Here is a 14,951-nt window from a genome sequence, read left to right as displayed (position 1 = left end):
GAGGGCCCGCGCTCCGGGTCGTCGTGCGGTGCGCGTCGCGGAATGAACCGGCGGGGCTAAGCGTTCGCTCAGTCATCTGATATGCAGGACGGTGCACAGCGCACGTACCGCGTGTCGGCACGTACCGCACGTACCGCACGTGCTCACGTGCGCCACGCATTCCCGTACGCCACCACCGCAGCCGATCGGAGCCGGGCCCATGGGTGAGCAGCCCTCCACGAAGTTCCCGCAGGAGATCATCGACGAATACGCCGTGCTCGGCGTCGACCTGCCCGCGCTCTTCTCCGCGGGCCATCTCGGCACGCGCATGGAGGTGCGGATCGTCGAGGCCTCCGCGGAACGCGTCGTCGGCACCATGCCGGTGGAGGGCAACACCCAGCCGTACGGGCTGCTGCACGGCGGCGCCTCCGCCGTGCTCGCCGAGACCCTCGGCTCCGTCGGCGCCATGCTGCACGGCGGCGCGGGCAAGGTCGCCGTGGGCGTGGACCTCAACTGCACCCACCACCGGGGCGTACGCAGCGGACTGGTCACGGGCGTCGCCACCCCCGTCCACCGCGGCCGCTCCACCGCGACCTACGAGATCGCCATCACCGACGAGCGGGACAAGCGGGTGTGCAGCGCCCGGCTGACCTGCCTGCTGCGCGACGCCGACGCCGACGTCAGCACCGGCACCGACGCCGGTACCGGCACGGACACCGGCATCGGCGCGGACACCGCGCCCGAGTAGTCGTCGCGCCGGACCAACGGCCGCGGCACACGGCCCACCCGCCTCCTCCGGAGGGCCATCGGGGCAGACAAGGGCGCGTACGGGATGTCCGTACGCGCCCTTGTCGGTGCCCGGAGCACCGCCTACCCTTCGCCCATGACGACGGCCGGACAGCGCGGGTTCCGCCCGGCCGCCCGGTGCGCACTCGCGCTCTGCACCGCCCTGCTCTGCACCGCCCTGCTCGGCGGCGCGCTGACCGGTTGCGGTGGTGGCGGGTCCGCCGCGCCCGACCCGGACGCCACCCCCGCGGCACACCGCACCACCCCCGCCGAACTCTGCGCCGCGCTCGTCTCGTACTGGGCGAAGGAAGCCCTCAAGGGCTCCGCGTGGGCAGGGCTCGACTGGGAACAGAAAGGGCTGTCCAACGAGCAGTACGCCATTCACGAAGAGGTCGTGGCGGCGGCGCGCGCCGAGCGGACGAAGCACGGCGGCGCGGCGGCCGAGGCGCTGATCGACCGCAGGACCGCGGAACGGTGCGCCGCCGAGAACGGCGCCACCGGCAGTTCGGAAAACTGGCGCGAACCGGACTGGACAACGGCACGGCAGCTACGGGAGACCGCCCCCGGAACCCTCGTCCGACATCACGCTGTGTAACAGCGAGGTGAACGAGGGCCCCTCTGCTGCCCGCACACGCACCCCCGCTGCCCGCTTTCCCGTCCACCCGTGCCCGATTGGGAAGTCAGCACCAAAATGGGCCCAAGTACCTTAGCGGAACTGCACGTTCTCACCATGTGGTCGTTTTGAGAAAGCCGGGAAACGCCCTATTCGCCCGGACTGAGGCCGCCAAGCGTTGGCCCCGGCATAACAAGACAGTCACATCCTTCGCGCACCACTCCACGACCCCCTCACCTGCGCTTAGAGTCACGGCCAGTCACCGCGCCGCCGGACATGCACCCGGCTCGCTCCACCTACCCGCCGGAGCGGCCCGGCGAACGCGAACGGCACCTCAGCAGAGGAGGCCGCGCCAGGGAAAGGATTCATCGTGCGACACCGTTCCTTGCTCATCCTCACCACCGTGATCACCACGGGAGCACTGACACTCACCGCTTGTGGATCTCGCGACGAAGGCAAGAGCACCGGGGATAGCGACAAGATAACCGTCGTCATCGGTGTCGACGCGCCGCTCACCGGATCGCTCTCCGCGCTCGGCCAGGGCATCAAGAACTCCGTCGACCTCGCTGCCAAGACCGCGAACAAGACCAACGAGGTCCCGGGCGTCGAGTTCAAGATCGAGGCCCTCGACGACCAGGCCGTCCCGGCCTCCGGCCAGGCGAACGCCACCAAGCTCGTCGGCAACAAGGACGTCCTCGGCGTCGTCGGCCCGCTGAACTCCGGCGTCGCGCAGTCGATGCAGGGTGTGTTCAACACCGCCAAGCTCGTCCAGGTCTCCCCCGCCAACACCAACCCGGCGCTGAGCCAGGGCGACAACTGGGCCAAGGGCGACCTCAAGCGTCCCTTCGCGTCGTACTTCCGCACGGCCGCCACGGACGTCGTCCAGGGCAAGTTCGCCGCGCAGTACTACTACAACGACGCCAAGAAGCGGAAGGTCTTCGTCGTCGACGACAAGCAGACCTACGGCGCCGGCCTCGCCGCGATCTTCTCCGCGGAGTTCGAGCGCCTCGGCGGCAAGGTCGTCGGCACCGACCACGTCACGGTCAAGGAGACCGACTTCTCCTCCACCGCCGACAAGGTCAAGGCCTCGGGCGCCGACTCCGTCTACTTCGGCGGCCAGTACCCCGAGGGCGGACTGCTCTCCGACCAGATCAAGAAGACGGGCGCCAAGGTCCCCACCATGGGTGGCGACGGCATCTACGACCCGAACTTCATCTCGGCCTCCGGTGAGTCCAACGACGGTGACTTCGCCACCTCCATCGGCTACCCCGTGGAGAAGCTCGACACCGCCAAGAAGTTCATCGCCGACTACGCGGCCGAGAACTACAAGGACCCGTACGCGGCCTACGGCGGCTACTCGTACGACGCCGGCTGGACGATCATCCAGGCCGTCAAGGCCGTCGTCGCCGCCAACGACGGCAAGCTCCCCGACGACGCCCGCGAAAAGGTCGTCGAGGCCACCAGCAAGGTCACCTTCGACGGTGTGACCGGCAAGGTCTCCTTCGACGAGTACGGCGACACGACCAACAAGCAGCTCACCGTGTACAAGGTCGAAGGCGGCAGCTGGAAGGACGTCAAGAGCGCCACGTTCGAGGACTGACCTCCCGGACACAGCCCCCACACCACGACCGGACCGCGCGAGGGCGCAACAGCGCCCTCGCGCGGTGTCATATCCGACACGCTCATCGGAGGCCCTGCGGTGAACGAACTGCCGCAACAGCTGGCCAACGGCCTTGCCCTCGGTGCCCTTTACGGCTTGATCGCCATCGGGTACACCATGGTCTACGGCATCGTCCAGCTCATCAACTTCGCCCATGGCGAGATCTTCATGATCGGGGGCTTCGGTGCCCTCACCACCTACACCTTGCTCCCCGGTGGAACCTCCCTGCTGGTGGCGATCCCGCTCATGATCGTAGGCGGCGCCATAGCCGCGGTGGCCGTGGCCACCGCCGCTGAACGCTTCGCCTACCGCCCTCTGCGCGGAGCGCCCAGGCTCGCGCCGCTGATCACCGCGATCGGCCTGTCCATCACACTCCAGCAGCTCATCTGGGCCTTCTACCCCGACGCGAAGAAGGCCGTCAGCTTCCCCGAGTTCAAGGGTGAGTCCTTCCAGCTGACAGACAACCTCTACATCCAGCGGGCCGACGCGTTCATCTTCGTCCTCGCCCCCCTGTGCATGCTCGCCCTCGGCCTCTTCGTCTCCAAGAGCCGCAGCGGACGCGCCATGCAGGCCACGTCCCAGGACCGGGACACCGCCAAGCTCATGGGCATCAACACCGACCGCATCATCGTGATGGCCTTCGCCATCGGCGCCGCCTTCGCCGCGGTCGCCGCGGTCGCCTACGGACTCGACAAGGGCCAGATCAACTTCGAGATGGGCTTCCTCCTCGGACTCAAGGCGTTCACCGCCGCCGTCCTCGGAGGCATCGGCAACATCTACGGAGCCATGGTCGGCGGCATCGTCCTCGGCCTCGCCGAAGCCATGTCGATCGCCTACATCGAGGAAATCCCCGGCATGCAGCAGCTCGGCGGCGGCGCCTGGGCCAACGTCTGGGCGTTCGTACTTCTCATCGTCGTGCTCCTCGTCAGGCCACAGGGCCTGCTCGGTGAGCGCGTCGCGGATCGGGCGTGAGAACGATGACCGACACAGCCTCCTCCCGCACCACGCAGCTGCGCGCGCTCGCCCTCGCCGGCGGCATCGCCACCGTGGCCAGCACCTTCCTCTCCTGGACCTACACCACCGAGTTCCCCGGCGACCTCACCGTCTACGGCTACCCGGGCGGACTCCAGGTCCTCACCCTCACCGCCGGACTGCTCACCGCGCTCTTCGCGCTCTCCGCACTCGGCGTCAAGGGCCTGCGCTGGCTCACCCCCACCGGCTCCACCAAGGCGCTCCAGCTGCTCGCCCTCGGCGGCCTGGCCACCACCTGGTTCACGGTCATCGCCATCGCGGTCGAACTCGGCGGAGTCGTCAACCTCGAACCCGGCGGGTTCGTCGCGGCGGTCGTCACCGTCATCCCCGTCGTCGCGGCCTTCCTGCTGCCCGACGACACCCGCAAAGCCACGCGGCCCAGGGAACTCCCCTCCTGGGCAGAGATCCTGATCATCGTCGCCGCGTTCGCCATCGGGCTCTTCGTCTTCACCTACGGCATCGACACCGAGTACGCCGAACTCTTCACCGGCTACCTCCTCACCGTCGGATTCGCCGCCACCGCGCTCTTCAAGGCCGGCCTCATCGCCCGCCTCAACGCGCTCACCACCAAGTACCGGCTGATCGCCGTCTCGGCCGCGTTCGTCGCCGCCGCGGCCTTCCCCTTCACCCAGAGCACCGACCAGTTCACCCTGATCGCGGTCAACATCCTCATCTTCGCGACCGTCGCCCTCGGACTGAACATCGTCGTCGGCCTCGCCGGCCTGCTCGACCTCGGATACGTCGCGTTCCTCGGCGTCGGCGCCTACACCGCCGCCCTCGTCTCCGGAACCACCGCGTCCGTCTTCGACGTGCACTTCCCCTTCTGGGCCGCCGTCCTCACCGGCGCCGTCGTCTCGCTGATCTTCGGCGTCGTCATCGGCGCGCCCACCCTGCGCCTGCGCGGCGACTACCTCGCCATCGTCACCCTCGGCTTCGGAGAGATCTTCCGCATCGCCGTCGGCAACCTCGACGGAGTCTCCGGCCCGCGCATCACCAACGGCCCCAACGGTGTCCCGAACATCCCCGACCTCAACTTCTTCGGGTACAACTTCGGCGAATCCCACACCATCCTGGGCTTCGAACTCGGCTCCTACGCCAACTACTACCTGCTGATGCTGCTCGCCATGATCCTCGTGGTGATCGTCTTCAGCCGGGCGGGCAACTCCCGCATCGGCCGCGCCTGGGTCGCCATCCGCGAGGACGAGACCGCCGCCACCGCCATGGGCATCAACGGCTTCCGCGTCAAACTCATCGCCTTCGCCCTCGGCGCCACCCTCGCCGGCCTCGCCGGCACCGTACAGGCGCACGTCCAGCACACCGTGGTCCCCGAGATGTACGTCTTCGCCGGACCCGTACCGCCCAACTCCGCGTTCCTGCTCGCCGCCGTCATCCTCGGCGGCATGGGCACCATCAGCGGCCCCCTCATCGGCGCCTCGCTGCTCTACCTCATCCCGGCGAAGCTCCAGTTCCTCCAGGACTACCAGCTCCTCGGCTTCGGAATCGCGCTCATCCTCCTCATGCGCTTCCGCCCCGAAGGGCTCATCGCCAACCGGCGCGCACAGCTCGAATTCCACGAGACCGACCAGCTCGACGTACCCGACGACAAACCCGGCGCGGGCGTCAGCACCGCCAAGGCGGGGGCGTGAACGACATGACCACCACCACGACCACGAGCACCCGGACCACCGTGCTCGACGCCAGCGGCGTCACCATGCGCTTCGGCGGACTCACCGCCGTACGCTCCGTCGACCTCCAGGTCAGCAGCGGCGAGATCGTCGGTCTCATCGGCCCCAACGGCGCCGGCAAGACCACCTTCTTCAACTGCCTCACCGGGCTCTACGTACCCACCGAGGGCAAGGTCAGCTACAAGGGCACCGTCCTGCCGCCCAAACCCCACCTGGTCACCCAGGCGGGCATCGCGCGCACCTTCCAGAACATCAGGCTCTTCTCCAACATGACCGTCCTGGAGAACGTCCTCGTCGGACGCCACACCAGGACCAAGGAAGGCCTCTGGTCGGCACTCCTGCGCGGCCCCGGCTTCAAGAAGGCCGAAGCCGCCTCCCACGAGCGCGCCATGGAGCTCCTCGAATTCATCGGCCTCCAGCACAAGGCCGACCACCTCGCCCGCAACCTCCCCTACGGCGAACAGCGCAAGCTCGAAATCGCGCGCGCCCTCGCCAGCGACCCCGGCCTGCTGCTCCTCGACGAGCCCACCGCCGGAATGAACCCGCAGGAAACCCGCGTCACCGAAGAACTCGTCTTCGCCATCCGCGACCAGGGCATCGCCGTACTCGTCATCGAGCACGACATGCGCTTCATCTTCAACCTCTGCGACCGCGTCGCCTGCCTCGTCCAGGGCGAGAAACTCGTCGAAGGCACCGCGGAAGTCGTCCAGGGCGACGAACGCGTCATCGCCGCCTACCTCGGCACCCCCTTCGAAGGCGCCCCCGGCGCCGAGGAAGTCGCCGCGGTCGAGGCGGCCGAAGCGGACGCGCACCGCGACACCAGCACCACCGGTTCGGAAGGGGACGCGAAGTGACCGCACTCCTGGAGGTCGAGGACCTCACAGTCGCCTACGGCAAGATCGAGGCGGTCAAGGGCATCTCCTTCAGCGTCGAAGCCGGCCAGGTCGTCACCCTCATCGGCACCAACGGTGCGGGCAAGACCACCACCCTGCGCACCCTCTCCGGGCTCCTCAAGCCGTCCGGCGGGCGCATCACCTTCGACGGGAAGCCCCTCTCGGGAATCCCCGCGCACAAGATCGTCGCGCTGGGCCTCGCCCACTCCCCCGAAGGCCGGCACATCTTCCCCCGGCTCACCATCACGGAGAACCTCCAGCTCGGAGCGTTCCTCAGGACCGACAAAGCCGGCATCGAGAAGGACATCCAGCGCGCCTACGACCTCTTCCCCATCCTGGGCGAACGACGGAAGCAGGCCGCGGGCACCCTCTCCGGCGGCGAACAGCAGATGCTCGCCATGGGACGCGCCCTGATGTCCCAGCCCAAGCTGCTCATGCTCGACGAGCCCTCCATGGGACTCTCCCCGATCATGATGCAGAAGATCATGGAGACCATCGTCGAGCTGCGCCAGCAGGGCACGACGATCCTGCTCGTCGAACAGAACGCCCAGGCGGCGCTCTCGCTCGCCGACCAGGGCCATGTCATGGAGATCGGCAAGATCGTCCTCTCCGGCACCGGACAGGACCTGCTGCACGACGAGTCCGTACGCAAGGCATACCTCGGCGAGGACTGACCCCGCGCACCGGACATCGCACATGCGGGAAGCCCGCCCCGAGAGAAACGGGGCGGGCTTCCTGACGTTGTACGTACCGTACGAGCCGCGGGGGGGCGCGGGGGGGCGGGCTACTCGGCCTACTGGCCGCCCTTCGCCGCCTTCTTCTCCGCCGCGTCCTCGATGACCGCCTCCGCCACCTGCTGCATCGACATCCGGCGGTCCATCGACGTCTTCTGAATCCACCGGAACGCCGCCGGTTCCGTCAGCCCGTACTGCGTCTGGAGCACCGACTTCGCGCGGTCCACCAGCTTCCGCGTCTCCAGCCGCAGCGTCAGGTCCGCGACCTCCTGCTCCAGCGTCTTCAGCTCCGTGAACCGCGACACCGCCATCTCGATGGCCGGCACCACATCACTCTTGCTGAACGGCTTCACGAGATACGCCATCGCCCCCGCGTCCCGCGCCCGCTCCACCAGATCACGCTGCGAGAACGCGGTCAGCATCAGCACCGGCGCGATGGACTCCTCCGCGATCTTCTCGGCGGCGGAGATCCCGTCCAGGACGGGCATCTTCACATCCAGGATCACCAGATCCGGCCGATGCTCCCGCGCGAGCTCCACGGCCCGCTCACCATCACCGGCCTCGCCGACGACCGAATACCCCTCTTCCTCAAGCATCTCCTTGAGATCAAGACGGATCAGGGCCTCGTCCTCGGCGATGACGACACGCGTCGTCAACGGCGGAACGTGCGACTTGTCGTCATCGTCGACGGGCTGGGGCGACTCGGGGGCGGTCACGGGTGCTCCTCGTTCCAGACAGGGTGCTGCTCCCCACGAGCCTACCGAGCTACGGTATTGTGGTCGTGCAGCGGGTCTGGCAAAACCTTTGATTCCGTGAGCCCCGGTAGCCCAATCGGCAGCAGGCAATGCTCTCAAACAGCATTCAGTGTGGGTTCGAGTCCCACCCGGGGCACTTTTCCTTTGATTCCAAGGTGGATCACCGGACTGGTGATCTTCACTCTTCATGGTGAACGCATCCGGAGCCCCCGCGCGGAGGGCAGAGATCCAGCGAAACTCTCGCCATGAAACCGCACAATCCTTCGATACGCGAGGAAGCGCTTGCCCTCCTGAGGCGAGGCGTGCCCAATCGCGTCGTGGCGGAACGCCTCAACGTGCCCCGCGGAACGGTCGGTTGGTGGCGCCACGAAGACCGCAGGAAGCGCGTGGAGCCCGTGGCACCACGCCGTTCCCTGCTCTGCCCGATCTGCGACGACCGCCCGCTCGACAAAGTGGCTTATGCGTACCTGCTGGGGCTCTACCTCGGGGACGGCCACATCAGCCACTACGTGAAGCACAGAGTCCCCAGCCTGCTGGTCACCATGGACGACGCATGGCCGGGATTGCAGGACATGGCAGAAGCAGCCCTGAGGGCCGTGTTCCCGAACAACGCCATCTGTCGTCAGCGGCGCGAGGGCTGCCAGAACATCAAGGTCTACTTCAAGCACCTTCCCTGCCTGTTCCCCCAGCACGGCCCTGGCAAGAAGCACGAGCGGAAGATCGAACTCGTGGCCTGGCAGCAGGACATCGTCGACGCGCACCCGTGGGAGTTCATACGCGGCCTGATCCACTCCGACGGCTGCCGCATCACCAACTGGACCGAGAAGATCATCGGCGGCGAACGCAAGCGGTACGAGTACCCGCGCTACTTCTTCTCCAACGCCTCCGCCGACATCCTGCGGCTCTTCACCGACGCTCTCGACGCGGTCGGCGTGGAGTGGAAGCCGGCCAACCAGCGCCGTAGCGTGCAGAACATCTCCATCGCCAAGCGCGCGTCCGTCGCCCTCATGGACGCGCGCATCGGACCCAAGTACTGAGCCCCGGGCCCGACTACTTCGGACTGTCGTCCTCGCCGATGTGGTGGACGCGGACCAGGTTCGTGGAGCCCGCGACCCCCGGCGGGGAGCCCGCCGTGATGACGACGATGTCGCCCTTGTCGCAGCGGCCGATCTTCAGGAGATGGTCGTCCACCTGGGCGACCATCGCGTCCGTCGAGTCGACGTGCGGGCCGAGGAAGGCTTCCACGCCCCAGGTGAGGTTCAGCTGGGCGCGGGTGGCCGGGTCCGGGGTGAAGGCGAGCAGGGGGATCGGAGAGCGGTAGCGGGAGAGGCGCTTGACCGTGTCGCCGGACTGGGTGAAGGCGACCAGGAACTTCGCGCCCAGGAAGTCGCCCATCTCGGCCGCCGCGCGGGCCACCGCGCCGCCCTGGGTGCGGGGCTTGCTGCTCTCCGTGATCGGGGGGAGGCCCTTGGCGAGGAGGTCTTCCTCGGCGGCCTCGACGATGCGGCCCATGGTCTTGACCGTCTCGATGGGGTACTTGCCGACGCTGGTCTCGCCCGAGAGCATCACCGCGTCCGTGCCGTCGATCACCGCGTTGGCGACGTCGGAGGCCTCGGCGCGGGTGGGGCGGGAGCTGTCGATCATCGAGTCGAGCATCTGGGTGGCGACGATGACGGGCTTGGCGTTGCGCCTGGCCAGTTTGATGGCGCGCTTCTGGACGATCGGCACCTGTTCCAGGGGCATTTCGACGCCGAGGTCGCCGCGGGCGACCATGATGCCGTCGAAGGCGGCGACGATGCTGTCGATGTTCTCGACGGCCTGCGGCTTCTCGACCTTGGCGATGACGGGGACCCTGCGGCGCTCTTCGTCCATGATGCGGTGGACGTCGTTGATGTCGTCCCCGCTGCGCACGAACGAGAGCGCGATGACGTCGGCGCCGACGCGCAGCGCCCAGCGCAGGTCCTCGACGTCCTTGTCCGAGAGCGCGGGGACGGAGACGGCCACGCCGGGGAGGTTGAGGCCCTTGTGGTCGGAGACCATGCCGCCCTCGATGACGAGGGTGTGGACGCGGGGCCCTTCGACGGAGGTGACCTCAAGGGTCACTTTGCCGTCGTCCACGAGGATGCGCTCCCCGGTGGTGACGTCGGCGGCGAGTCCTTCGTAGGTGGTGCCGCAGGTGTGGCGGTCGCCTTCGAGGGGTTCGACGGTGATGGTGAATTCGTCGCCGCGTTCAAGGAGTACCGGTCCTTCACGGAACCGGCCGAGGCGAATCTTCGGGCCTTGAAGGTCGGCGAGGATTCCGACGCTGCGGCCGACTTCTTCCGCGGCTTCTCGTACGCGCTGGTAGCGCTCCTCGTGCTCGGCGTAGGTGCCGTGGCTGAGGTTGAGGCGGGCGACGTCCATTCCGGCTTCGACCAGTGCCTTGATCTGGTCGTACGAGTCGGTGGCGGGCCCCAGGGTACAGACGATCTTTGCTCTGCGCATATATCGAGCCTAGAGCTTACCGACCGGTAGGGAATTGGTGCTGCATGACTACTCAACAACCGTTGCGTGAAGGGTTATTGACAAGTGTTGAATGGGCGCGGGGCCGCTCCTATGAGCATTTCTTCGGCTTACTTCGGCGTCAAATCGGGCGGGGTCATCGTGAAGCGCGCGTTCACCTGCGCGTAGACGGTCTGGCGCTGTGGTTCGAGGTCGAGGACGGGCGCCGCCGCGGCCGATTCCGCGCCTCCGTAGCCGCTGCGGCTGCGCAGGGCGCCGGGCGCGGGCGGCATTCCGTACGCGGCGGTGTTCTCCGCGCCGAGGTCCGCCAGCTCGACCAGGGCGGCGAGCCGGGCGCCGAGGGCTTCGGCGTATTCGCGGGCGCGCTGGACGGCTTCCCGTACGGCCTGGCGCCGGGCGTCGCCGTGGGCCGGTGAGTCGGGGCGCAGGGCCCACCAGGGGCCGCTGACCTCGGTCAGTTCGAGGTCGGCGAGGCGGGTGGTGAGTTCACCCAGAGCGGTGAAGTCGGTCAGTTCGGCGGTGAGATGAACCCGGCCGTGGTACGCGCGGATGCGTTCGGCGCGGCCGTGCTTGGTGAGTTCGGGGCTGATGGAGAACGCTCCGGTCTCCAGCTTCTCGACGGCGTCGCCGTAGGACTTGACGAGTGCGAGGACGTCTCCGTTGCGGCGGGTGAGGTCGTCGAGGGCGGTACGCCGGTCGGTGCCGCGCGCGCTGACCGCGATGCCGATTCTGGCGATCTCCGGGTCGACCTCCAGCCGTGCTTCGCCGCGGACGGCGACCCTCGGCGTCTCGGGCGTGCCATAGGGCGCGGCGGGGGTCGGTGCGTCGGCGGTGGTCACGGGCGGCTCCCTCGTTGGACGGCTACGGCTGCGACTGCGGCAAAGACTGCGACTGCGACTGCTACCGCATCGCCGCGTCTCCACTCTCGCATCCGGGTACGACAACCGGCAGTCATCTGATCGAAACCCTGTGGGGGTGTTGCCGACGTCTCGTTTGGGCCAGAATCTACGCGCGTTGTCACAACGTGTCGAAGAGAAACAGATCGAGGGAGAAGAGAAGGAAATGCCGCTGAACCGTAGGACGTTCCTGGGCAGTTCGGCTGTCGCCGGCGCGGGTGTGGCGCTGGTGGGCGGGGCGACGGTCCCGGCGGAGGCCACCGGCCAGGCTCATGGTCCCGTCGCTGGACGTCCGCGCAAGCGGTACTCGTTCACCGTGCTGGGGACCACCGATCTGCATGGCAATGTCTTCAACTGGGACTACTTCACCGACAAGGAGTTCGACGACTCCGCTCACAACGATGTCGGGCTGGCGAAGATCTCCACTCTGGTCGACCGGATCCGCGAGGAGAAGGGCCGCCACAACACGCTGCTGATCGACGCGGGTGACACCATTCAGGGCACCCAGTTGTCGTACTACTACGCCAAGATCGACCCGATCACCGCGAAGCGCGGTCCGGTGCATCCGATGGCGCAGGCGATGAACGCGATCGGTTATGACGCGGCGGCGCTCGGCAACCATGAGTTCAATTACGGCATTCCCGTGCTGCGGAAGTTCGAGGAGCAGTGCCGTTTCCCGCTGCTCGGTGCCAACGCGCTGGACGCGAAGACGCTGAAGCCGGCTTTCGCGCCGTATGTGATCAAGAAGCTGCGGACGCCGCACGGCCGTGATGTACGGGTGGCGATCCTCGGGCTGACGAACCCGGGCATCGCGATCTGGGACAAGGCGAACGTCCAGGGGAAGATGACGTTCCCGGGTCTGGAGGAGCAGGCCGCGAAGTGGGTGCCGAAGCTGCGTTCGATGGGCGCGGATGTGGTCATCGTCTCCGCGCACTCCGGTACGAGCGGGACGTCGTCGTACGGCGACCAGGTGCCGTATGTGGAGAACGCCGCGACGCTGGTGGCGGAGCAGGTGCCGGGGATCGACGCGATCCTGGTGGGCCACGCGCACGCGGAGATCCCGGAGCGCCGGGTGGTCAACAAGAAGACGGGCAAGGACGTCGTCCTGTCCGAGCCGCTCAAGTGGGGCCAGCGGCTGACGCTCTTCGATTTCGATCTGGTGTGGGAGCGGGGTTCCTGGACGGTCGAGAAGGTCGGCTCGCAGGTCCTCAACTCCAATACGGTCCCCGAGGACAAGAAGATCACCCGGCTGCTCTCGGACGAGCACCGCAAGGTCGTGGCGTATGTCAATCAGGTGATCGGTACGTCCACGGCGGCCATGTCCACGGTCGACGCGCCGTGGAAGGACGAGCCGATCATCGATCTGATCAATCACGTGCAGACGGAGACGGTGAAGGCGGCGCTGGCGGGCGGCGAGTGGGCGGCGCTGCCGGTGCTGTCGCAGGCGTCGTGCTTCTCGCGTACGGCGGGCATCCCGGCGGGCGATGTGACCATCAAGGACGCGGCGGGGCTGTACCCGTTCGAGAACACGATGGAGGCGCGGCTGCTGACCGGCGCGCAGATCAAGGCGTATCTGGAGTTCTCGGCGCGGTATTACGTGCAGACGGCGGCGGGTGCGCCGGTGGACACGTCGAAGCTGACGAACGCCGACAACACGCCGGACTACAACTACGACGTCGTGTCCGGTCTGACGTACGAGATCGACATAGCGAAGCCGGCCGGGTCGCGGATCGTGAACCTCAGGTTCGAGGGCAAGGATCTGGACCCGGCGGCGAAGTTCGTGCTGGCGGTCAACAACTACCGGGCGAGCGGCGGCGGGAACTTCCCGCATGTGGCCGCCGCGCAGCAGCTGTGGGCCAATTCGGACGAGATCCGCAACACGATCATCGGGTGGGTGCAGTCGACGGGCACGGTCGACCCGGCGGCGTTCGCCTCGGTGGACTGGAAGCTGACGCGGGACGGTACGCCGGTCTTCTGACCGTTCACGGCGGCTTCCGTCAGCGTACTTCGGTGAGCGGGACCAGACCCCTCGGTGCGGGCACCGTGCGGGTCCGGTCCCGTCCGTCGAGTCCGAAGCTGGTGAACGCGGTGCGCCGGGGAAGGTGGTAGGACTCCTTGCCGGTGAGGTGGTTGAGGATGGTGGCGCTGCGCCAGGCCGCGAGCCCGAGGTCGGGCGCGCCGACGCCGTGGGTGTGCCGTTCGCCGTTCTGGACGTAGACGGAGCCGGTGACTCCGGGGTCCAGGGTGATCCGGTGGTGCTGGTCGATCCGGGGGCGGCCCGAGCTGTCCCGGCGCATGTACGGGTCGAGTCCGGCGAGGATCCGGTCGAGGGGGCGCTCCCGGTAGCCGGTGGCGAGGACGACGGCGTCGGTGGTGAGCCGGGACCTGGATGCCTGCTGGGCGTGTTCCAGATGGAGTTCGATCTTCGTCGTGGCGACGCGTCCCGCGGTGCGGACGGAGACTCCGGGGGTGAGGACGGCGTCGGGCCAGCCGCCGTGCAGGGTGCGCCGGTACAGCTCGTCGTGGATGGCGGCGATGGTGGCGGCGTCGATGCCCTTGTGGAGCTGCCACTGCCGGGGGATCAGGTCGTCGCGTACGTGCTCGGGCAGGGCGTGGAAGTAGCGGGTGTAGTCGGGGGTGAAGTGTTCCAGGCCGAGCTTGGAGTACTCCATGGGCGCGAAGGCTTCGGTGCGGGCCAGCCAGTGGATCTTCTCGGCCCCGGTGGGCCTGGCGCGCAGCAGGTCGAGGAAGATCTCGGCGCCGGACTGTCCTGATCCGATGACGGTGACGTGTCCCGCGGCGAGCAGCCGGTCGCGGTGGTCGAGATAGTCGGCGGAGTGGATGACCGGCGCGGCGGGGGTTTCGACGAGGAGTTTGAGCGGCTCGGGGATGTACGGCTCGGTGCCGATGCCGAGGGCGATGTGGCGGGCGTGGGCGCGGCCGAGGGCTTCGACCTCGCCGTCCTGGTCGAGCTGGGTGAAGTCGATTTCGAACAGGTCGCGTTCGGGGTTCCAGCGGACGGCGTCGACCTGATGGCCGAAGTGGAGTCCGGGGAGCTGTTCGCTGACCCAGCGGCAGTACGCGTCGTACTCGGCGCGCTGGATGTGGAAGCGCTCGGCGAAGTAGAAGGGGAAGAGCCGGTCGCGGGCCCGGAGGTAGCTGAGGAAGGACCAGGGGCTGGCGGGGTTGGCGAGGGTGACCAGGTCGGCGAGGAAGGGGACCTGGAGGCTGGCGCCGTCGATGAGCAGGCCGGGGTGCCAGCGGAAGAACGGGTTCTGGTCGAAGAAGGTGGTGGCGAGTCCGCCGCGGATTCCGTCGGCGAGGGCGGCCAGGGAGAGATTGAACGGGCCGATGCCGACACCCACCAGGTCGCAGGGCTGGTTGAGGTCGGTTGGCTGGGCGATCATCGGCGGGTG

13 protein-coding genes and 1 tRNA gene are annotated in these 14,951 nt (G+C 67.8%); 10 read left to right on the top strand and 4 right to left on the bottom strand.

Annotated features, from left to right (window positions below; translation table 11 throughout):
- The first annotated feature begins 199 nt into the window (after window positions 1-199).
- The 7 genes from ACIOGX_RS09940 (at window position 200) to ACIOGX_RS09910 (ending at window position 7,322) form a co-directional block, all read left to right on the top strand.
- Entirely contained in the window at window positions 200-727 is a 528-nt protein-coding gene (locus ACIOGX_RS09940; RefSeq protein WP_384766162.1) for a PaaI family thioesterase, read from the top strand.
- Between the two features lie 135 nt (window positions 728-862).
- Entirely contained in the window at window positions 863-1,360 is a 498-nt protein-coding gene (locus tag ACIOGX_RS09935; RefSeq protein ID WP_401911758.1) for a hypothetical protein, read from the top strand.
- A gap of 388 nt (window positions 1,361-1,748) precedes the next feature.
- The gene (locus ACIOGX_RS09930) at window positions 1,749-2,978 is read left to right on the top strand and encodes a branched-chain amino acid ABC transporter substrate-binding protein (protein WP_356507404.1); all 1,230 of its coding nucleotides are present in this window, start codon (window positions 1,749-1,751) and stop codon (window positions 2,976-2,978) included.
- Between the two features lie 99 nt (window positions 2,979-3,077).
- Entirely contained in the window at window positions 3,078-4,010 is a 933-nt protein-coding gene (locus ACIOGX_RS09925; protein WP_129769511.1) for a branched-chain amino acid ABC transporter permease, read from the top strand.
- Between the two features lie 5 nt (window positions 4,011-4,015).
- Window positions 4,016-5,716 carry an ABC transporter permease subunit gene (locus tag ACIOGX_RS09920; RefSeq protein ID WP_356507401.1) on the top strand — a complete coding sequence of 567 codons (1,701 nt, stop codon included), beginning with the start codon at window positions 4,016-4,018 and terminating at the stop codon, window positions 5,714-5,716.
- A 5-nt stretch (window positions 5,717-5,721) separates the two neighbouring features.
- Window positions 5,722-6,609, top strand: coding sequence for an ABC transporter ATP-binding protein (locus ACIOGX_RS09915; protein ID WP_356507533.1), 888 nt, complete (start codon window positions 5,722-5,724; stop codon window positions 6,607-6,609).
- Window positions 6,606-7,322: an ABC transporter ATP-binding protein gene (locus tag ACIOGX_RS09910; protein WP_356507400.1), complete on the top strand. Its 717-nt coding sequence runs from the start codon at window positions 6,606-6,608 to the stop codon at window positions 7,320-7,322. The genes ACIOGX_RS09915 and ACIOGX_RS09910 overlap by 4 nt, the downstream gene beginning before the upstream one ends.
- A gap of 119 nt (window positions 7,323-7,441) precedes the next feature.
- On the opposite strand, the gene ACIOGX_RS09905 is transcribed toward ACIOGX_RS09910, so the two are convergent.
- A complete protein-coding gene (locus tag ACIOGX_RS09905; protein WP_356507398.1) occupies window positions 7,442-8,098 on the bottom strand; it encodes a response regulator in 657 nt (218 codons plus the stop codon).
- 100 nt (window positions 8,099-8,198) lie between these two features.
- On the opposite strand from ACIOGX_RS09905, the gene ACIOGX_RS09900 reads away from it, so the two are divergent.
- Window positions 8,199-8,273 (top strand) — tRNA-Leu (locus tag ACIOGX_RS09900).
- Between the two features lie 109 nt (window positions 8,274-8,382).
- Entirely contained in the window at window positions 8,383-9,174 is a 792-nt protein-coding gene (locus ACIOGX_RS09895) for a helix-turn-helix domain-containing protein (RefSeq protein ID WP_401911753.1), read from the top strand.
- A gap of 13 nt (window positions 9,175-9,187) precedes the next feature.
- Here ACIOGX_RS09895 and pyk read toward each other — a convergent pair whose 3' ends face one another.
- Entirely contained in the window at window positions 9,188-10,621 is a 1,434-nt protein-coding gene (gene pyk / locus ACIOGX_RS09890) for a pyruvate kinase (RefSeq protein WP_356507394.1), read from the bottom strand.
- A 128-nt stretch (window positions 10,622-10,749) separates the two neighbouring features.
- On the bottom strand, window positions 10,750-11,478 hold the full coding sequence (locus tag ACIOGX_RS09885; RefSeq protein ID WP_383967405.1) for an SIMPL domain-containing protein: 729 nt from the start codon (window positions 11,476-11,478) through the stop codon (window positions 10,750-10,752).
- Window positions 11,479-11,701: 223 nt separating this feature from the next.
- On the opposite strand from ACIOGX_RS09885, the gene ACIOGX_RS09880 reads away from it, so the two are divergent.
- The gene (locus ACIOGX_RS09880; protein ID WP_401911749.1) at window positions 11,702-13,513 is read left to right on the top strand and encodes a 5'-nucleotidase C-terminal domain-containing protein; all 1,812 of its coding nucleotides are present in this window, start codon (window positions 11,702-11,704) and stop codon (window positions 13,511-13,513) included.
- A 19-nt stretch (window positions 13,514-13,532) separates the two neighbouring features.
- On the opposite strand, the gene ACIOGX_RS09875 is transcribed toward ACIOGX_RS09880, so the two are convergent.
- Window positions 13,533-14,942, bottom strand: a complete 1,410-nt coding sequence (locus ACIOGX_RS09875) for a SidA/IucD/PvdA family monooxygenase (protein ID WP_356507388.1) — start codon at window positions 14,940-14,942, stop codon at window positions 13,533-13,535.
- Between the last annotated feature and the right edge of the window lie 9 nt (window positions 14,943-14,951).

It is taken from the genome of Streptomyces sp. NPDC088147 (assembly GCF_044741565.1).
Classification (GTDB): domain Bacteria; phylum Actinomycetota; class Actinomycetes; order Streptomycetales; family Streptomycetaceae; genus Streptomyces.
This window is presented reverse-complemented; position numbering and strand designations above follow the sequence as displayed.